We start from the raw sequence: 20608 nt of genomic DNA on the forward strand, positions 1-20608 counted from the left end.
AATTAATCCATAAAACAACATAAAACACGCAGGAGCATCTCCTGCGTGTTTTATGTTTAATGCTCTGCTGCAAATAGTCTGAAGTAGCGAATCCTTATGCAGTGTTGGCTTTTTGCCTGCGATAGGCATTGGGACTTGAGCCTGTGCAGGCTCTGAACTTTTTGTAAAACCAGTCAATATCACGATAACCGACCTCAAGCGCAATTTCGTATATTCGCAGATTGGTGGTTAAGAGGAGGTGCTTCGCTTTTTTCATGCGCTCCTGGAGCATGTAATCATTAAAGGATACCTTTTCTTCTGTTTTGAACTTTTGCCCGAGATAGGCACAATTAAAATGCAGCATATCGGCAATGCGCTTCAGCGTAAGTTCTTCATTCAGATGATCCCGTACATATGCTTTGACAACCCGGATGACATGGCTGGAATCCATCGCTTTGCCATTAAGCTGAATCGGCGGCTTGAGCGCAGGGCGTTTCTTGGCTGGAGCTGGCCCAAGTCTGTCCTGTACCCCATGCAGACTATGCAGCAGTGCTTCTGGTTTAAAGGGGGCTGGCAAATAGTCATTCACCTGATAGGTCATTGCTTTGCGTACCAGACTGAATTGATCTCTGCCACCCAGCAGCACGATCGGAATATCACTTATTTGTCGGATATGATGACACAACCACAATCCTGCGGCATCGTAACGTTCTGTATGCACAATAACAACGTTAAAATCCTGTTTAGACAGTGCAGCAAGGGCCTCGCTGGAATTGGAGACGTGATGTTTGATGACAAATGGAGATTTGCTTTCTTCCAGAAGTGATCCGAGAATTCGGACCAAGTGGTGGCTATAATCTACAAGTAAAATATGGTGCATGAAACATGACCTCACCTTCTTGTTATATTCCGATCAATGTTTAACTGAATTAAGGCTTAGTTTCATTATGTGAACAAAAGAAAGCGCATACAATGTGCATTTTTTTGCAGAGCGTGCATTTCTTTACCAATTGCAGATGAAAAAGCTCGCTTCCTTCCTCAAATCAACCCGATCTATATTTTGACCGGGTAAATACCTGCATTTAAGCAGGTTGTTTGCGCTTACATTTGGACGATACACTGTGGAAGCACACGATAATCAGGGGGGAAGACAATGAAGAAAAACAAGTTTATGCTGCTCAGTCTGATCTTTGCCGCGCTGTTGCTCATTAACGCTTGCAGCTCTGCGCCTGCAGCTGAGCCTGCACCCGAAAAGCCGGCTCCACAGGAGGAGCAAGCACCAGCGGAAACCGAACCAAAGAATGAAAATTCTACGCCTGAGATGGACTTCGACATGGGCGGCAGAACGATCAAAGTTGTAGCTTGGTGGAACATGGAGATTACAGACAACAACCCGGACAACATCAAACGTCTGGAAAATCTGGAAGCATTGAAAAAGAAGCATAACTTTAATATCGAATACATTTCTATCGACTTTGGTGAGTATCAAGAAAAGGTTGTAGCCTCCCTGATGGCAGGTGAGCCGCTGGGCGACTTTGTAAGACTGGGTAAAAGCTACGCTATTCCAGCATTGACCAAGCAGAATCTGTTGTGGCCACTGGATGATTATATCAAGAACGATAAAGTGTTTAATCAGAAAACGACGAAGGAATATATGCAGTATGAAGGCAAAGGTTATGGCTTCACAGAAGATCAGTCCTCGTTTATCAACGGCATTTTCTATAACCGTACACTGATGCAGGAGCTGGGCTTAAAGCCGCTTCAGGAATATGTCGATGCAGACGAATGGAACTGGGATACCTTCTTGAGCGTAGCAAAGCAAGCCAATAAAGACCGCAACAATGATGGCAAGCTGGATACATGGGGTCTCGCCCAAACAGGCCTGCTTGAGCCGATTTTGTACTCCAACGAAGCTTCTCTGACCAAAGGTGATAAACAAAACCTCGACGATCCGAAAACAAAAGAAGCGCTCAATTTCTTGAACAAATTGGCTACAGAGAAAGTGGGCAGACCGACAGAGGGCGGCGACTGGACTGAACCGGCAACATTCTTCCGTCAAGGCAACACGTTGATGTACTCTGGCGCGATGTATGAAATTGAAGGCATCAAAAATGATATGCCGGATTATGATATCGGTTTCCTGCCTTATCCGAAAGGACCGAGCGCTACAGCATATCACTCAGGTGAATCCCAATATCAAGCGATTACGATCCCTAAGGCTGTCGAAAATCCGGAGCAGCTGATGTACATCTGGGAAAAAATCAATGAGATTGATTCCATCTATGACTATCCGGAGCAATCCACACTGGAAAGACATCTGACGGACGAAGCTGATATTAACAACGCCAGAGAAGTTGCAGCTGGCATGCTTGTTCTCGACCATAACACCTTCCCATCCCTTCCTTATTGGGATTTTGATGGAGAGCTGAAAGAAGGCGTGTCCGTATCCACACTGATTGAGAAATACAAGGCTCCTTTCCAGGCCGCAATTGATGAGGTATACAAATAAGCATTCCTAATTACGGGCAGAACGCACGGGCAGCAGGTGCGGTCTGCCCGGGTTAGTCAATCGTTCAATTGTCGATACGCTTACAGGAAAGGGGATACATTCGAACATGCGGTCACGTAAGAAAAAGGGACTGATTCTGGTACTTGTTCTGGCTTTGGTGTTCTCGATCATCGTGATCTATCCATCGCAGGATAAAAGCCCCGGAACGGTACATGCACTTGAGGATTTTGAAGCTGTATCAGGCAGCAAGGATTCACGAAGCTATGAACATTATCGGGAAACGTATGCGAGCACTGCCAAACCGGATGCAACCGTCCGGGTTGAAGGCGAAGCTTACACGCAGGCAGACAGCTCGGAGTTCGAAGTGGTGCAAGGTTATGCCGATTTGGACGGCAGTGCGGTTATTACTCCTGAATCCGGAACCATTCGCTGGGATGTACCCGTACAAGTGAGTGGTTTATATCACGTTCGCATTCATTATTATCCTGTTGAAGGCAAGAGCTCGGGAATTGAACGCAAGCTGGAGCTGAACGGAGAGGTTCCCTTCCGGGAAGCGGATGTGCTTCTCTTCGACAGGGTATGGGGAAATCGCGAAGATCACATCCGGCAGGATGATCGCGGCAACGATCTCAGACCGAGACAGGTGGAGCAGCCGGAATGGCAGCTTGCTTCGTTCAGAGACAGTGGCGGGTATTTCGAGGAACCATTTCAGTTTTATTTTGAAAAGGGCACCCAGCAATTATCATTAACCTCTCTGAGAGAAAGTATGGCGATTGATTACATTGAGTTATACCAGGAAGAGGCGGTTCCTTCGTATGCAGAGCTGAAGAAGAATTATGAATCGTCAGGCTTGAAACCAGCCAGCTCTGTGATGCTGAAGGTTCAAGGGGAAGAGGCTATCACCAAATCATCTCCTACCCTGGCACCTATATCGGATCGCTCCAGTCCTTCGCTTGAACCCTACGATGTCTCCAAAATCCGGATCAATGCCATTGGCGGCGTGAACTGGAAGCTGCCTGGGGAATGGGTCGAATGGGAGCTTGATGTACCTGAAGATGGACTGTACCAGATTGCGTTAAAAGTGAAGCAGGATCAGCTTCGCGGCATCTATGCCACGCGCAGCCTGACCATTGACGGCAAGACGCCGTTCGAGGAGATGAAACGAATTCGCTTTAATTACAGCCCTTCCTGGCAGACAGAAGTGCTTGGAAATAGTGAAGATGAGCCTTATCTGTTTCATCTCAAGCAGGGCAAACATCGCTTGCGCATGACGGTTACACTTGGCGACATTGCTCCGCTGCTGCGAACCGTGGAATCAAGCGTGCTTGAATTAAATGAGTTGTATCGCAAAATTTTGATGATCACCTCCAACAAACCTGATCCTCTCCGGGACTACCAGCTGGAGAAACGTATTCCGGAGATGACCGAGGTATTTAACAGACAGGTGGAGGTTCTCAGCTCTGTTGCTGACTATTTGGAAAAAGCAACGGGCGAGCAGAGTGATAAAGTCGCTATTCTGCACGCGATGGTAGTACAGCTCAAAGATATGGCTGCAAGACCGGAGACGGTTCCTAAACGGCTGGATACGTTCAAAATTAACGTTGGCGGTCTCGGAACATGGATTCTGACTGTACGGGAGCAGCCGATTACGATGGATTATTTGATGGTAACTGCGCCTGGTCAAGAGCTGCCCAAGGCAGAAGCGTCTGCACTGCAGCAGGTGAAGCATGAACTTGGCGCTTATGTTGCATCGTATACCGAAGATTATGACAGCATCGGTAATGTGGAGAAGAAGAAGGATTCCATTACAGTATGGATCACTACAGGACGGGATCAGGCTCAGGTGCTGAAGGGAATGATCGATGATACGTTCACGCCAGACACTGATGTTTCCGTGCAGCTTCGGCTTGTTCCACCCAATATTCTGCTGCCTGCAACACTGGCTGGGGAAGGGCCTGACGTTGCGATGCAGATGGGCGAAGATATTCCAGTGAACTACGCGATGCGGAATGCAGCAGCTGATCTGAGTCAATTCCCGGATTATGAGGAGGTTGCAAGCCGTTTCCGTGCGAGCGGGTTAACACCTTATCAGTATAATGGCGGCGTGTACGCACTGCCAGAGCAGCAGCATTTTCCGATGCTGTTCTACCGCAAGGATATTCTGGATGAGCTCGGTTTGGAGCCGCCAAAAACGTGGCAGGATGTGTACAATGCAATCGCCGTATTGCAAAAACACAACATGGAGTTTTATCTGCCGATCGAGGACACAACGAATAACGCCAATATGGTTCCAAATGCTACGTTTGCAATGCTCTTGTACCAGAATGACGGAACATTTTATACCGAAGACGGGAAGAAGAGTGCACTTGATTCGGAAATTTCCATGGATGCGTTCAAACGCTGGACACAGTTTTATACCAATTACAAATTTCCGCTCAAGGCTGACTTTCCTAACCGTTTCCGTACAGGCGAAATGCCCATCGGTATTGCTGATTATACAACGTACAACATGTTGACGGTGCTCGCTCCTGAAATACGGAATCTGTGGGACTTCACCATCGTGCCAGGTACGCAGCTTCCTGATGGCTCCATCCGACATGAAGTAGCGAGTGCAACGAGCGCGGTCATGATGCTCGAAAATGCGGCTAATAAGGAAGCGGCATGGAAGTTCTTGAAATGGTGGACGGATGAGTCAACCCAGATCGAGTACGGACGTGAAATGGAAGGTCTGATGGGTGCAGCTGCTCGTTACCCTACGGCAAATATTGAAGCGTTAGAGCAATTGCCATGGCCGGTTAAGGACTATCAGAACCTGGAGAAGCAGTGGGAGTGGGTGCAGGGTATTCCACAGCTGCCGGGAGGATATTTTACAGGCCGACACTTGGATAACGCCTTCCGTAAGGTTGTTAATGCCAATGAAAATCCGCGAGAAGCTTTGTCGGACTATGTGCTTTATATTGACGATGAGATCGAATTGAAACGCAAGGAATTCAATCTGAAATAAAGGAAAGGGAGGGTAACGGTTGCAAGCCAAAACATCCGAGACAGCCGCCGCTCCTGTCATGCATACTCGCCAGGTCGGCTGGTGGTCGCAATTAAGAAGGAATCTGTATCTCAGCAGGCACTATTACGTATTAATGGCACCGTTTATGCTGATCTTTTTCATGTTTACGGTGATTCCGGTCGGCATTTCACTGGGGCTCAGCTTTTTTCACTTTAACATGCTGGAATTTCCGCGATTTGTCGGTTGGCAAAATTATTCACGGTTATTTCTGAACGATGATGTATTTTTGATCGCGCTTAAAAACACACTGCTCTTTGCCGTGATTACGGGTCCAGTCAGTTATATCGCCTGTTTTTTGTTTGCATGGATCATCAACGAGCTTTCTCCGAAAGTTCGGGCAGTCATGACACTGGTTTTCTATGCACCCTCTATATCAGGCAACGTGTTTTTCATCTGGCTGATCATTTTCTCGGGCGACAGCTACGGTTACATGAACGGATTCCTGATGCGGCTCGGCATCGTGCTGGAGCCCATTCAATGGCTGGCCAACGAGAAGTATGTACTAGGCATCGTTATTCTCGTACAGCTCTGGCTTAGTCTTGGAACGAGCTTTCTCGCCTTTATTGCCGGTTTACAGACAATTGACCGCTCACTGGTGGAAGCAGGAACGGTGGATGGGATCAAAAACCGCTGGCAGGAGCTATGGTACATTACGCTGCCATCCATGAGACCGCAGCTGATGTTTGGTGCAGTCATGCAGATTACAGCCTCGTTCGCTGTAGCCGAAATCTCGATAGCGCTTGCCGGATTCCCGAGTGTTAACTATGCGGCGCATACCGTAGTTACGCATCTGATGGACTATGGCACGATTCGCTTCGAAATGGGGTACGCCTCCGCGATCGCGACTGTTCTGTTTGCACTCATGCTCGGCACCAACGTGCTCACGCAAAAAATGCTTAGAAAGATAGGTGAATGACGATGACCAGCAAAGTTCGTGCCATCTTCGGCATGCCGAAGAGACTCAATCGGTCATTTGCCGTCAGTTTCATGTTGTTTGCGCTGCTGGCTGTGTTTGGGGCATTTATGGTGCTTCCTTTGATTTATGCCGTTAATAATGCCTTCAAGCCGCTGGATGAACTGTTTATATTTCCGCCGCGCTTCTGGGTGAACAATCCAACCACTGAAAATTTTGCTGATTTGATTAACCTGATGGGCAATTCATGGGTACCGTTATCCCGTTATATTGCCAACACATTGCTCATCACGCTAGTGGGCACGGCCGGACATATTCTGCTTGCCTCGGCAGCAGCTTATCCGCTTGCCAAATACCGTTTTCCAGGGTCCAAAATATTGTTTACCATTGTGATTCTGTCCCTGATGTTCTCGCCGCATGTTACGGCAATTCCAAACTACATGGTCATGTCCTGGCTTGGCTGGATCAACACCCACGCATCCATCATTGTGCCTTCACTGGCATTTTCGCTCGGTTTGTTTCTGATGAAACAGTTCATGGAGCAGATTCCCGATGCATTGCTGGAGGCGGCGAAAATTGATGGGGCGAATGAATACCGGATATTCTGGAGCATTGTGATGCCTAATGTAAAGCCAGCATGGCTAACATTGATGATTTTGCAATTCCCTGCACTGTGGGGAACGGACGGCGGCAGCTTTATCTACAGCGAAAATCTGAAAACACTGCATTATGCACTCAGTCAGATCGTTCAGGGGGGGATTGCACGGGCAGGTGTTGGTGCGGCGGTAGCTCTGCTGCTGATGATCGTTCCAATCACCCTGTTCATTATCTCTCAGAGCAGTGTGATGCAGACCATGGCGACTTCTGGCATGAAAGAATAGAAAGGAGGCAGCAAATTGCAGCGTTACACGCCAAAAAGCAAATGGAAACAACGAAAATGGGTCATCATGAGCATGGTCTGCCTCCTGCTGTTCAGTTCAGCAGCATTACCTGCGAGCGCAGACGGTAAAGCCGATGCTTACCATTATTCATTCTATGGGGATGCTGTTCCGGCTCCGGCTGCATACGAAGCAACCATGATTATTACTGGCAAGAAGCTGAATATCAGCGCGTTCAAAGAGCCGAGTGATATGCATGTTACCGAGGATGAGCGTGTTTATGTGCTGGATTCAGGCAATGGCCGCATCGTAGAGCTGGATCGGAATTTCAAGCTTGTACGGACCATTGATTCGTTTATAAACGAAGGCAAGAAAGATCAGTTTAAAAATCCTCAAGGTCTGTTTGTTACAGGTAAAGGAAATATCCTCGTTGCCGATTCGGATAATCACCGGGTTGTTCATTTGGATGACAAAGGGGAACTCGTCAAAATTGTGGCTGAACCGAAATCGGATTTGTTAAAAGAAGATTTTCAATTCAAGCCGATTCGGATCGTGATGGATAAAGGGGATCGCATCTATGTGATGGCCGAAGGGGTATTTGACGGCTTCATGGAGTTCAGTGCCGATGGTGTATTTTCCTCCTTCATCGGGGCTAACCGGGTTCAGGTTGATCCTGTGGAGTATCTGTGGAAGCGACTCGCCACCCGCGAGCAGCGCAGTCAGATGGTCATGTTCACACCGACCGAATTCACCAATCTGGATATGGACGAAGAGGGCTTCATCTATGCAACCAGCGGGGATCGTGGTAAAGATCCGATCAAAAAGCTGAATGCGCAGGGAACGGACATTTTGCGGAGAGAAGGGTATTCAGCACCCCAAGGTGATCTGCGATACATGAATGAAAGCGGGCCATCACGTCTGATTGATGTGGATGTAGGGGACAGCGATATGTACTCCGTGCTGGATTCAAACAAAGGCCGGATCTTCACCTATAACGGTGACGGCTACTTACTTCATATCTTTGGCGGAATCGGTAACCGGATAGGCCTGTTCAATACCCCTGTCGCATTGGAGAGGGCAGGTGACCGCATGCTTGTACTGGATAAAGCACTCGGTGAGATCACCGTGTTCCAGACAACCGAATACGGACGCACCTTGCATGATGCGGTACGTAGTTATTACAACGGCGAAGAAGATAAGTCCTCGCAGCTCTTTGCCAAGGCGGCCGAGATGAATGCCAATCTGGAATATGCCTATGCGGGTATTGGCAAAGCGCTGCTTCGCCAAAAGCAGTATGCCGAGTCAGTCGAATACTTCAAACAAAGCATGGAGCGCAAAGGGTACTCCAAAGCGTTCCTGCTGTACAGGAAAGAACTGATGCGCGAGCATTTTTCATGGGTGATGTCCGGTATATTCCTGGCTGTAGCTGCGTTCGTCACCGTTGTTATCGTTCGCAGACAGAGAAGGAGGACAACGAATGCAGGCATCAAGTAAACAATTGTACCAGTACCCGCTCCATCTGATTTTCCATCCCTTCGACGGTTACTGGGAACTGAAATATGAACGGAATCAAAGAACGACATTGCTAATCTCGTTTATGATTATGGCTTTGCTCGTAATCACCAAAATTTTGCAGGCGCAGTACAGCGGATTTTTGATTAATTTTAACAATCCCAAATATCTGAACAGCCTGCTTGAAACGGTATATGTGATCGTTCCTGTCCTGTTCTGGTGTGTAGCCAACTGGTCATTAACGACATTGATGGACGGGGAAGGCAAGTTCTCTGAAATATTTATGTCCACCTGTTTTGCGCTGGTGCCGATGTTCCTGGTGCATTTTCCATGGATTTGGCTGAGTCTTGCAATTTCTGCACAGGAGACGGCATTTTATTATTTCTCTAACGCGATAGCCGTGTGCTGGACGGTTTATCTGCTGTTTGTGGGCAACATGACCGTGCATCAATATACACCAGCCAAAACCATTCTGACGATGCTGCTCACCCTTGTGGCTATGGCATTTATGGCATTTCTATGCTTGTTGTTCTTCAGTCTTATACAGCAGATCGTATCCTTTGTATACACCATCTATCAGGAATTAGTGCTTCGGGGCTAGGAAGGAGGAAATCACAATGAAATACGCCGCAGCCAAAAAAATTACCGGAATCCTGCTGATCAGCAGTTTGCTTCTTAGTGGTTGTCAACTCTCGCCATCACCAGCGGCTCGCGAGACGGCAGCAGATGTTAGTCAAGTAGAGACTCCTTCCCTGCCTCCCGGAGAAAAGCTGAAATCTGCGTTTAGCGATGCCCGCATCCCTGGCATGATCGGCATTGCCCGGAATGACGCCTTACAGCTGTTGATTAACGAAGAGACCGCCGAAATTGCAGTAATTCATAACCAGAGCGGACAGATCTGGCGCAGTAACCCGGCAGATCGTGAGAAGGACGGCATTGCCGCCGGGATCAACAAGGATCTTCTATCCGCTCAATCAAGGCTCAGTTTTTTCAATAGCTCAGGACAGAGCAGTATGGTCAACTCCTACACAGACAGCACGCGGCATAAGCAGGTGAGCTACGAAGCATTACCGAACGGAGTACGGGTTCACTATCAGTTTGGCAGCACCGAACGTTCCATCGAGGATTTGCCTGTAAAACTCAGCAAGGAACGCTTCGAGCAAAATCTGCTGGCAAAGCTCGACAAGTCCGGGGAACGTGCCCTGAAGGTCGGGTATGCCGAGGACAAGGATGAAGGAGTGTATGTCCGAATCGACAAGGCGATGCAGGGACTGCAGCTGACTCGTGCCTTGAAGGCTTTTGAAGACGCCGGTTACACAGAAGAAGATCTGGCCCAAGACAATGCCGAGCATGGCATCGAACATGAACGAAGCGGGCCGCGTCTGTTTATGCTAACGATGGAGTATGAACTGGATGGAGAGCAAATGCTCGTTCGTGTACCTGCATCCGGTATTCACTTCCCGGAAGAGTATCCGATCAACACCTTGTCGGTGCTTGAATATTTCGGAGCCGGAGGCTCCAAGGATGAAGGATCAATTCTCGTTCCCGATGGCTCGGGAGCACTCATTCATTTTAACAACGGCAAATTGCAGTACCCTTCCTATCAGCAGGACATTTATGGTCCAGATCTGACGATGAAGCTGCGGGAAGCAAGCTCGAATGAAAGCAAGGCCAGATTGCCAGTCTTTGGAGTGATTCGGCCAGAGGGGGCTTTCCTCGGCATCATCGAACAAGGCGATGCGGTAGCTATGGTAAATGCGGATATTAGCGGCAAGCTCAATAGCTACAATAACGTGTATCCCAGCTTCTATGTCGTAAACAAAAGTGATATCACCCTGCAGTCGAGTGACATGGTTCGTACGCTGCCGAAGTTCCAGAATAAACCGACCTCTTCCGACTTTGTTGTTCGATACGCATTTGTTGGAGCAGAGCAGGCTTCCTACTCAGGGCTGGCTTCACTGTACAGGGAGCATTTGCTTTCAACAGGAGGACTGCCGGAGATGCAAGCTGATCAAAAGCCTGCAGGTGTGCCGTTTTACCTCAAGCTGTTCGGCGGCATGTCCACCAGACAGCATATGCTTGGTATCCCGTATAATTCCACGGAGGCACTGACTACTTTTGAAGAGGGTCAAACGATACTTTCGAAGCTGATGGAGAAAAATGTGTCCAACATTCAGGTCCGCTATGCCGGATGGTTCAATGACGGTCTGCACCATCGCCTGCCGGATTCCATCAAGGTGGATAGTGTGATTGGCGGGAAAAAGGGAATGAAGGCATTCAGCGAATATACGAGTGGCGCAGGCATTGGCTTTTATCCGGATATGGCTATGTTGAATGTGCAGTCCAAAAAAGGATTCAGTCCTTCGAAAGAGGCATCCCGGACTTTAACGCAGGAACCTGCGATTTTGTATCCGATGGACCCGGCTTTACAGCGCCGAGCCAAGGATTTATCCGCATCCTATGTGCTTTCTCCGAATGAGATTAATGAAGTAACGACAGATATGCTGAAGGACCTGAAACCGCTGCAAGCAGGCGGCATTTCGCTTAAAGATATGGCTGAACAATTAAATAGCGACATGAATCCGAAAAAACTGCTGGATCGCACACAGGCATTGGATACGGTTCGTAAAGCTTTGGATCAGATCAGGCAGCAAGCTGGCTCAATCGTAGCCGAGGGCGGGAACGGTTATGCTCTGCCTTATGTTAAAGGGCTTACGGATGCTCCCATGACAAGCAGCAGGTTCAAGCTGGAGGATGAAGAAATACCGTTCTTCCAACTGGTTGTGCATGGCAATATCAGCTATACCGGTTCTCCGTACAATCTGTCCACGTATACCGATGCAAGACAATATGTCCTGAAGCTGATTGAATACGGCGCGAGTCCTTATTTCGCTTGGTTTAATGCACCTAACCATGTTGTGAAAGAGACGGACTACAACAATCTCTATGCTGCGAATTATGAGCAGTGGATTGATCTGGCCGCTGATATTTACAAGGAAGTGAGTCAAGTCAATTTGCCATTTAAGGGGCAGTCGATGATCGCTCATGAAGCTGTTGCCGAAGGTGTATACCGAACAACCTATGAAGGCGGAGGCTATGTGATTGTGAATTACAATGATTTCTCTGTTGAAGCAGAAAATCACAAGATTGAAGCCCTAAGCTATGTGACGGGTGGTGGGCAGCAATGAAGACACTCATGAAATTGAAATGGGGAAATCGAACGTATGCCCAGCAGAAAGCCATGTGGGGCGTAATCTATGTACTGCCGTGGCTCATCGGCTTTGTATTATTTTTCTTTGTTCCGCTGCTCGCTTCGCTGCGATACAGCATGAGCAAGATTCAGGCGAATGCAGATGGAATTGCTATTCAATTCACGGGATTCACCAATTATATTCAGGCGCTTACCGTAAACACCAGCTTTAACCGGGCGCTCATTGAGTCCATAACCGATGTACTCGTCAATGTGCCGTTGATCGTCATCTTCAGCTTGTTCCTTGCGGTGATTCTGAATCAAAAGTTCAGAGGGCGCGCCGTGGCCCGATCGATCTTTTTCCTGCCGGTTATTCTGGCATCCGGCGTTATCATGTCGCTGGAAAGCACCAGCCTGATCGAAGCGGTTAATCAGAGCAATTCAGGGGGAAGTACGTTCGGAACATTGGAACTGGAAGGCCTGATGCTTAATGCAGGCGTAAGTGAATGGGTTGTCACCTATTTGAGCGGTGCAGTGGATCGAATCTACCAGATTGTCAGTCAATCGGGTGTACAGATTCTGATCTTCCTCGCTGGCATCCAAACCATCTCGCCCCAGCTGTACGAAGCATCCAAGATGGAAGGTGCGACAGGGTATGAAGCATTCTGGAAAATAACATTTCCGATGGTGAGCCCGCTTATTTTTGTCAATGCGATCTACACGATTATTGATTCATTTGCTAATAACGCGATGACGGAGCTGATCCGTGATACAGGATTTGTCAAATTTGATTTTGGTCTTAGCTCTGCCATGGCCTGGGTGTATTTCGCAGCCATTGCCATCATTCTTGTCGTTGTATCTATCATTTTCTCGAAACGAGTCTTCTATCAAGATTAGAAAGGAGGGCATTCCGCGTGACGACATCACGATTATTATCACTTGAGCATTGGAAAAGCTGGCTGTGGTCTGTCATCCGCTTTGTGCTGATTACCGGACTTTCCTTTGTAATTCTGTTTCCGATTTTTCAGAAAATCTCGACAGCGATCAAAGCTAAAGGGGATCTGTATTCGGCTGTAGTCGTATGGATTCCCCAAAATTTCTCCATCGATAATTTCAAACAGGCCATTCGTGTTATGGATTACTGGGCAACATTGTTCAATACGTTTGCGCTTTCGGCAACAACAACGCTGCTGACAACTGCTTCTTGCGCACTCGCAGGTTACGGATTCGCAAGATTGAAGTTCAAGGGCAGCAACTGGCTGTTTGCCGGTGTCATTCTGACGATTCTTGTACCGCCAACGACCATTCTTATTCCGGTGTACCTGAATCTGAAGAGCTTTGATCTCATGGGGCTGATGACGCTGATTGCGGGCAAGCCTGTGAATCTGCTCAATACGTACTGGCCGTTTATTCTGACCGCAATTACGGCGAATTCGCTCAAGGCAGGTCTGTATATCTTTATTTTCCGACAGTTCTTCAGAGGTATTCCGAAGGAGGTAGAAGAAGCTGCCTATGTGGATGGAGCAGGTATTGGACGTACCTTCTCTCGAATCATGCTTCCTAATGCGATTCCTTCCATGGTCACGGTGATGCTGTTTTCCTTCGTGTGGCAGTGGAACGACAGCTTCTATACGACAACATACCTGACCTCCAGCAAAGTGATGTCTACACAGTTATCGTCGCTGCCGTACAATCTGGCACAACAGGTTACGGATGGTGCAGCTTCCCAGGCTGATCCGTTCTATCTGAGCATGATTCAGGATACAGGTATTTTGCTGGCGATCCTGCCGTTAATTATCATTTATTTATTCGTGCAGCGATATTTTGTTGAGAGTGTAGAACGTACAGGTATCGTGGGATAACAAGAGTAGCTTGAGGGGCAGACCGATGATACCCAATACACCAAATAAAGGGGGGATATTGTGATAACTCCCGTGACAAACAGTCACTCGCATTGGATATGGAATGGCTTGAGGGAGCGAGCGCCAACGAGATTGTTACAGCTTGTTGAAACGATGCCTTTCGGCCGCTTCCTATCGCAGTAATGTAAACCAATTTAATCAAACAGGAGGAATAGCAGTGAAAAAGATGTTGATGTCCTGCAAGCTTTTACTCGTTTTGGCATTACTGATTACGATTGCTCCATGGGGAGGAAACCGGGCTGATGCCTGGGTAGGCATGCCTATGGGAAAACTGCATGTCAGCGGTAAACATCTGGTGAACAGCAACAATCAACCGGTGCTTTTGAATGGATGGCATCAGCCTTCCGGTGCATACTGGACGTATCAAGACAGCAATTATTATCTGAATCTTCATGGAAACAACCGCCACGCAGCAACACTTGCCTATCTGAAAGATATTACAGACACCTTCGCAGATACCAGCCCGAAATATGGCAGCAATCATGGCTGGAAGATGAATCAGGTACGTCTCTTTATTGATCGTCAGGACATGGGGGATGTGGCGGCAGGTACATACAACTTTGCCGGCGTGCAGACTGTAACACAGAACGTGATCATCCCGTATATTCAGTACGCCAAAACCAAAGGCGTATATGTGGTTCTGGGACTGGACTTCACCTTGAAGGATGATCAGGCGACAACAGCAGCGAATTTGCAAAAATTCAATCAAATCTGGGGTTATCTTGCCTCCCGTCCGGAGATTAAAAGTGCAGACAACGTTCACTTCGAGCTGATCAATGAGCCGGTGAAGTCGTATGCTAATGGACATTGGGGTGGATATAACGGGGAAAATGATTTCGTGGATCACTGGAATGACCTGCGTAACTTCCAGAATTCCATAATCTCAACCATTCGTAATCAGGGAGCAGACAACGTCATCTGGGCAGCTGGTCTGGGTTACAATCAGTTCTACAGTCTGACAGCAAGTCATCCGCTTACGGACCCGCTGAACAACTACGGTTATGCCGTTCACTGGTATCCGGGCTACGGAGCATATGACAACTTTAACATTTTGCAAGATCAGTGGAATACCAACGTTAAAGCAGCGGCTGATAAATATCCAATTAACATTACAGAAGTAACCTGGTTCAAAAACAAACCTGGAGATTCCGCATACTGGAACCTGTTCAACGGAAGTAACGAAGGTTTCGGTACGAATACCAAAACGATCTTCAACGCAGCAGGCAATGTCAGCATCGCAGCTCATATGAACGGTTTCATTCTGGAGCCGGGTCCACGCAGTTCTTTCGCTGATCCTACAGCAGGACTGAAATGGGATGGAGATGCATCACGCAGTGCGATGGGACGATTCCTGTTCAACTGGTATAATGAACGTTCCCAGAATTATGGAAGCGGTAATCCAACGAATCCAACGAATCCAGGTACCGGTCTGGTGTCTGGTGCAACCTACAAAATTGTAGCACGCCACTCCAACAAGGTTATTGATGTTCCTGGCGGACAAAATGCGAATAACCTGCAGCTCCAGCAGTGGAGTGATCTGGGGGGAAATCCTCAGAAGTGGGTGCTCACTTCAATCGGAAACGGTAACTATACTTTAACAAGTGTCAATTCCCCGGATAAGGTGATTGATATTCGCAACGGCACAACGACAAACGGGGAAGCCGTGCAGTTGATGGTCAATCTGAATACCACTGCACAGCATTTCAAAGTCAATGATCTTGGCAATGGCTACTATAGTATTATTAACGTCAACAGCAACAAAGCGATTGAAGTTGCAAACGCCTCCACAGCGGATGGAGCGGTTCTGCAGCAAAATACGTACACAGGTGCTACGAATCAACAATGGAAATTTGTTGCTGTGAGCAATTAATGCGATAATCAGCTTTTCTATCACATGTTAAATAACCTTTTCAAGTCCATGAGTGACTTGGGAGGGTTATTTTTTTCGTTTATTTATTTTCAAATCGCCCGTTAGAAAGATTTACAAGGGTGCTATAACTGCTATACTTAGCCAAGCAACACAGTACAGCACAGTACAAATCAGATTCGTAAATCAGTTTTGTTTCATTACGGGGGCAAATGTACCATAAGGAAGAAGTTGTACCTTCACTGTTAAGAAAAGCCCGTTGTATCATGAACTAACCATTATGCAAACTCAAAATGTAAGCGCTTGATCAGAAAAAAGGGGGGAGTACATTTGAAACTCCTATGGTCCAAATTTTCACCGATGTTCCGCAGATTTTTGATCTCTTATTTAATCATTCTCATGATCCCGCAGATTGCCGGATATGCCTCTTACAGGGCATCCATTGAAGCGGCTCGGGCGAGCTCGATCGAGAATAGTCTGAAATCCCTGAATCTCGGTAAAGAAATCATCGAACGGAATTTGCTACAAGTGGAAGCCTTCACCCGGCAGCTCGCAATCAATCAGGATCTCTACCGTTTGATTGCCGATCCAAAGCCGCTTGATGTGTACAACGTCTACGGCATAGGCCGCATGCAGCGCAGCTTGTCCATGTACAGCAGTACAAACGAGTATTTATCTCATTTTTTCATCTATATCCCTAATTACAATGTCATTATTACACCAACCACAGTGTATTACAGACCTGAGCACTACTATGCAGCCAATGCACTTGAAGGTATGACCTATGAGCAGTGGAGCGAAAACATTTTAAAGAAACCACATTTCAACGAAATCATTCCGCTTCGAAATTATAAACGTGAAATAAGCAGCAATGTACTTACTACTGTTCCGGCTATTACATTTCTGCAATCACTGCCGCTTAACAGCTTTAACAAACCGCAGGCAACAATCGGTGTGTTGATTAACGAAGACAAGATGGCTAATCTGACACAGCACATTGTGGATCAGTATGGCGGCTGGACGCTGGTTCGGGATGCTGACGGGAATGTGATCTTTTCACGTGGTATTGAACAGGCGGAGGCGCAGCGTATGGCGGAAACTTATAATCGTGATGCACATCAGGTACAGCCGATTGAAGGTGGACGATTGCTCCTGTCTATTGAATCGGGTCAGAACGGCTGGAGCTATATGGCCGGTATTCCCGAGAAAGCACTTATGACCAATGCAGAACAGATCAAACAAGTTACGTTTGCGTTCACACTTGCGACGCTGGTGCTTGGGCTTGCGATCGGGCTGGTATTAGCTTACCGCAACAGTGCACCTATCTATAAATTGCTGTCCGTATTCCGTGAGCAGACAAGTGAGCCTTTGGGCAAAAGACGCAATGAATATGATTTTCTCGCGAGCCACATTCATCATCTGATTGCCAACAATCATTCACTTGAGAATGCGCTGAATGAACAGATTCCGCTGCTGCGGGACGGTTTCATTAAACGGCTGCTCACGGGTGAATTCTATACAACGAGAGAGCTGGAGGCCATCTCTTCCCAGACTCAGATTGCACTTCAGAACACACATGGAATGACAGGGCTGCTCAAGGTGAATGGGTATGCAAGCCTGGATAGTGAGGAGACAATTCAGGAGCTTGGTGTGGCGAAGCTGATTGTCAGGCAGACCATTACAGAGTGGAACGCGGAGGTGCTTATGACAGACTGGGGAACAGATCAGATCGCATTTATCTGTCCTGCCTCTAATGAACCGCTGGAACAAGCCATACACCATTGTGAGTCTGAACTGGAACGGCTGAGAGAGCTGATCTATAAAGACTACCGCATATCAACAACCATTGGCACAGGAGCAGCGTATGAGGTGTGGAATGATGTAGGACGTTCATTTGACGAGGCAAAGCAAGCGATGGATTATGCTATTCATTGCGGGGCCGATCAGCTTGTCAAATTTGAAGATACACTCAAGGAAAATGAAATGTATTATTATCCGATTGAATCGGAGCAGCGTCTGCTGAATACGGTCAAGGCGGGTGAGGTGCAGGAGGCGCTTCGCATTCTGGACCAGCTGTTTGTACGTAATTTCGAAGAACGAGAGCTTTCTTATGAGATGGTGCAGCAGTTCATTATGGAATTGAAGGGAACGTATCTGAAGCTGGATGAGTCCAAAATCAAACTCGGCGATTCGTTTACGGATGAATACAAAAACTGTGTCGCAAGCATCCAGACCACCGATTCCATTCCCGCATTACGTGGCAAATTCAAACGTCTGACCGAAGAGATGTGTTCGGAGGTTGTCAAAAAAAGATCATCCACTCATGCCGATACCGTCCAGGAAATCATGAGCTACATTGAAAACAACTACGGCGACGCGAATCTGACCATCTACCGCATCGCTGAACATATGGGAAAATCCGAAAAATTCATCTCCCAGTTATTCAAAGAGCATACGGGAGAGAATTTGTCCGATTACGTGGAGCGTGTCAGAATCAACGCAGCATCAGGACTTCTCCTGGAGAGTGGTCAAACCATTGATGAAATCGCACTGACTACAGGTTATAATAGCGCGCATTCATTCCGTAGAGCATTCAAACGTGTACGCGGCATTTCACCAAGTGTATTTCGCAAAATGGACAATCAGAGCGGTTAATGTACCATCCGTTATTGAAACGATATTCGTGTAATGTACCTTGAAAGCCGAGATGTACCTTTACCTCAATTCCCGGTCAACCGTATGATTACAGCACAAAGAAAGCGCTACCACATTTGGCTTGAAGGGGTGGCGTGAACTTGATCATAAGGTATCGTTGACTGGGGGGATGATTCTGAGAACAATAACGACAAGTGAACGCAAATCTGATGTGCAGGAGCGCAGGCGATCCACATTACAGCATGCGCTGGCAAGAAGTTTCAGGAGACATTGGCAGCTGTATCTGCTGATTTTGCCTCCGGTGGTGTATTTTATCATTTTCAAATATGTGCCGATGGTTAATACCGTGCTTGCATTCAAGGACTACAACGTGATCAAAGGTATATGGGGCAGTCCGTGGGCTGGAACAAAGTATTTCGAGATGTTATTCCAGAATCCCGCATTTGTGATGTTAATCAAAAACACGCTGCTGATTTCGTTCTACAGCCTGATTGTTGGATTTCCGATCCCGATCTTGCTGGCACTGGCCTTAAACGAGATCAAAAACATCAGGTTCAAGAAAACAGTACAGCTGGTCACTTATGCTCCTTATTTCATATCAACCGTCGTTATGGTATCCATCATTATGCTATTTCTGTCGCCACGACTGGGGATTGTGAACACCATTGCTGGTGCACTCGGCTTTGAAGCAGTGAATTTCCTGGGAAATCCAGACATGTTTCGGTCGATATACGTACTCTCAGACGTATGGCAGAGCATGGGATATTCTGCTGTAATCTACCTGGCCGCGCTGGCGGGCATTGATCCCTCCTTATATGAAGCCGCCAAGGTGGATGGAGCCAATCGGCTGCAGAAGATCATCAATGTCGATTTGCCAGGACTGCTTCCGGCGGCCGTCATTATTTTGATTTTGAGTGTGGGCAATATTATGGCGGTGGGCTTCGAGAAAGTCTATTTGCTGCAAAATCCGTTAAATCTGTCTGCTTCCGAAATAATTTCAACTTATGTGTACAAAATGGGTCTGTTAAACGCCAATTACAGCTTCGCTACAGCGGTAGGTTTGTTTAACTCTCTGATCAACCTCATTCTGCTATTGGCGGTCAATTCTGCTGCGAAACGATTGTCCAACACAAGTCTATGGTGATCACACGGGAGGGAGGAGATTTCATAGATGGCTAACGTACACACACAGGCCGGACGTCCGGGAAGGAAGAGAAACACCGTCATCCGCGAATCGACGGGAGACCGCCTGTTCATTACCTGCATCTACATCGTTCTGTCACTCGTGCTGGTTGTTGTGCTGTATCCCTTAATCTACATCGTCAGCTCGTCGCTGAGCAGCCCGGCAGCGGTATCGTCGGGTAAAGTCTGGTTGTGGCCGGTTGATCTGTCACTTGAAGGATACAAGGCCGTTTTGCGCAATGATCAGGTGCTGACGGGATATGCGAATTCCTTGTTTTATACAGCGGTTGGCACGTTTATCAGTGTAGCTCTTACTATTATGATCGCGTATCCGCTATCCAAAAAAACCTTTGTCGGACGCAGCACACTTATGATTTTCATTACTTTTACGATGCTTTTTGCCGGAGGGTTGATTCCGACCTATCTGGTTGTCAAATCACTGGGATTAATTGATACACGGTGGGCACTGCTGATTCCGAATGCGATCTGGGTGTGGCAGGTCATTATCGCCCGAACCTTTTTCCAGAATTCCATCCCGGATGAACTGTCAGAAGCTGCTGACATTGATGGCTGCAGCGATATTCGCTTTATTTTCAGTGTCATTTTGCCGCTTGCCAAGCCGATTGTAGCTGTATTGTCACTGATGTACGCCGTTGGGCAGTGGAACGCCTATTTCGACGCACTGATCTATCTGAAAACACAGTCGCTCTACCCGCTACAGCTGATATTACGAAGCATTCTTATTTTGGGCAGTTCGGGCAACATGGACGCTTCAGAGATGATCAAGCAGCAGCAGATGGCAGAACTGATGAAGTATTCCCTGATTGTCATGGCGAGCTTGCCGGTTCTGATTATTTATCCGTTCGTACAGCGGTATTTTGTGCAAGGCATGCTGATTGGTTCGGTTAAAGGATAAGCTGTAGTTACAACTTACATG

The 20608-nt window shown here is 47.4% G+C and carries 14 protein-coding genes; 13 read left to right on the plus strand and 1 reads right to left on the minus strand.

What is annotated here, in order from left to right:
• Nucleotides 1-94: 94 nt before the first annotated feature.
• Nucleotides 95-859 carry a helix-turn-helix transcriptional regulator gene (locus HNR77_RS05510; RefSeq protein ID WP_184181546.1) on the minus strand — a complete coding sequence of 255 codons (765 nt, stop codon included), beginning with the start codon at nt 857-859 and terminating at the stop codon, nt 95-97.
• A gap of 273 nt (nt 860-1132) precedes the next feature.
• On the opposite strand from HNR77_RS05510, the gene HNR77_RS05515 reads away from it, so the two are divergent.
• The 13 genes from HNR77_RS05515 to HNR77_RS05575 all read left to right on the plus strand — a co-directional run bounded on the left by HNR77_RS05515 (nt 1133) and on the right by HNR77_RS05575 (nt 20587).
• Nucleotides 1133-2488 carry an extracellular solute-binding protein gene (locus HNR77_RS05515; RefSeq protein ID WP_184181548.1) on the plus strand — a complete coding sequence of 452 codons (1356 nt, stop codon included), beginning with the start codon at nt 1133-1135 and terminating at the stop codon, nt 2486-2488.
• A gap of 106 nt (nt 2489-2594) precedes the next feature.
• Nucleotides 2595-5492 carry an extracellular solute-binding protein gene (locus tag HNR77_RS05520; protein ID WP_184181550.1) on the plus strand — a complete coding sequence of 966 codons (2898 nt, stop codon included), beginning with the start codon at nt 2595-2597 and terminating at the stop codon, nt 5490-5492.
• A 58-nt stretch (nt 5493-5550) separates the two neighbouring features.
• Complete coding sequence (locus HNR77_RS05525) at nt 5551-6468, plus strand: carbohydrate ABC transporter permease (protein WP_229729797.1); 918 nt, start codon at nt 5551-5553, stop codon at nt 6466-6468.
• Nucleotides 6465-7346, plus strand: a complete 882-nt coding sequence (locus HNR77_RS05530) for a carbohydrate ABC transporter permease (RefSeq protein WP_397366182.1) — start codon at nt 6465-6467, stop codon at nt 7344-7346. The genes HNR77_RS05525 and HNR77_RS05530 overlap by 4 nt, the downstream gene beginning before the upstream one ends.
• Nucleotides 7347-7412: 66 nt before the next feature.
• Complete coding sequence (locus HNR77_RS05535) at nt 7413-8837, plus strand: NHL repeat-containing protein (RefSeq protein WP_184181903.1); 1425 nt, start codon at nt 7413-7415, stop codon at nt 8835-8837.
• The gene (locus HNR77_RS05540; protein ID WP_111268824.1) at nt 8821-9456 is read left to right on the plus strand and encodes a YIP1 family protein; all 636 of its coding nucleotides are present in this window, start codon (nt 8821-8823) and stop codon (nt 9454-9456) included. Before HNR77_RS05535 ends, HNR77_RS05540 begins: the two co-directional genes overlap by 17 nt.
• A 16-nt stretch (nt 9457-9472) precedes the next feature.
• Nucleotides 9473-12043: a DUF5696 domain-containing protein gene (locus tag HNR77_RS05545; RefSeq protein WP_184181554.1), complete on the plus strand. Its 2571-nt coding sequence runs from the start codon at nt 9473-9475 to the stop codon at nt 12041-12043.
• Nucleotides 12040-12942: a carbohydrate ABC transporter permease gene (locus HNR77_RS05550; RefSeq protein WP_184181556.1), complete on the plus strand. Its 903-nt coding sequence runs from the start codon at nt 12040-12042 to the stop codon at nt 12940-12942. The genes HNR77_RS05545 and HNR77_RS05550 overlap by 4 nt, the downstream gene beginning before the upstream one ends.
• A 17-nt stretch (nt 12943-12959) precedes the next feature.
• Complete coding sequence (locus tag HNR77_RS05555; protein WP_111268821.1) at nt 12960-13907, plus strand: carbohydrate ABC transporter permease; 948 nt, start codon at nt 12960-12962, stop codon at nt 13905-13907.
• Between the two features lie 226 nt (nt 13908-14133).
• A complete protein-coding gene (locus HNR77_RS05560) occupies nt 14134-15837 on the plus strand; it encodes an RICIN domain-containing protein (protein WP_221443723.1) in 1704 nt (567 codons plus the stop codon).
• 327 nt (nt 15838-16164) lie between these two features.
• The gene (locus HNR77_RS05565) at nt 16165-18489 is read left to right on the plus strand and encodes a helix-turn-helix domain-containing protein (RefSeq protein WP_184181560.1); all 2325 of its coding nucleotides are present in this window, start codon (nt 16165-16167) and stop codon (nt 18487-18489) included.
• Nucleotides 18490-18778: 289 nt separating this feature from the next.
• Entirely contained in the window at nt 18779-19633 is an 855-nt protein-coding gene (locus HNR77_RS05570; protein ID WP_397366251.1) for an ABC transporter permease, read from the plus strand.
• A gap of 27 nt (nt 19634-19660) precedes the next feature.
• Nucleotides 19661-20587, plus strand: a complete 927-nt coding sequence (locus HNR77_RS05575; RefSeq protein WP_184181562.1) for a carbohydrate ABC transporter permease — start codon at nt 19661-19663, stop codon at nt 20585-20587.
• The last annotated feature ends 21 nt before the right edge of the window (nt 20588-20608 follow it).

This window comes from Paenibacillus sp. JGP012 (assembly GCF_014203995.1).
Taxonomy (GTDB): domain Bacteria; phylum Bacillota; class Bacilli; order Paenibacillales; family Paenibacillaceae; genus Paenibacillus; species Paenibacillus silvae.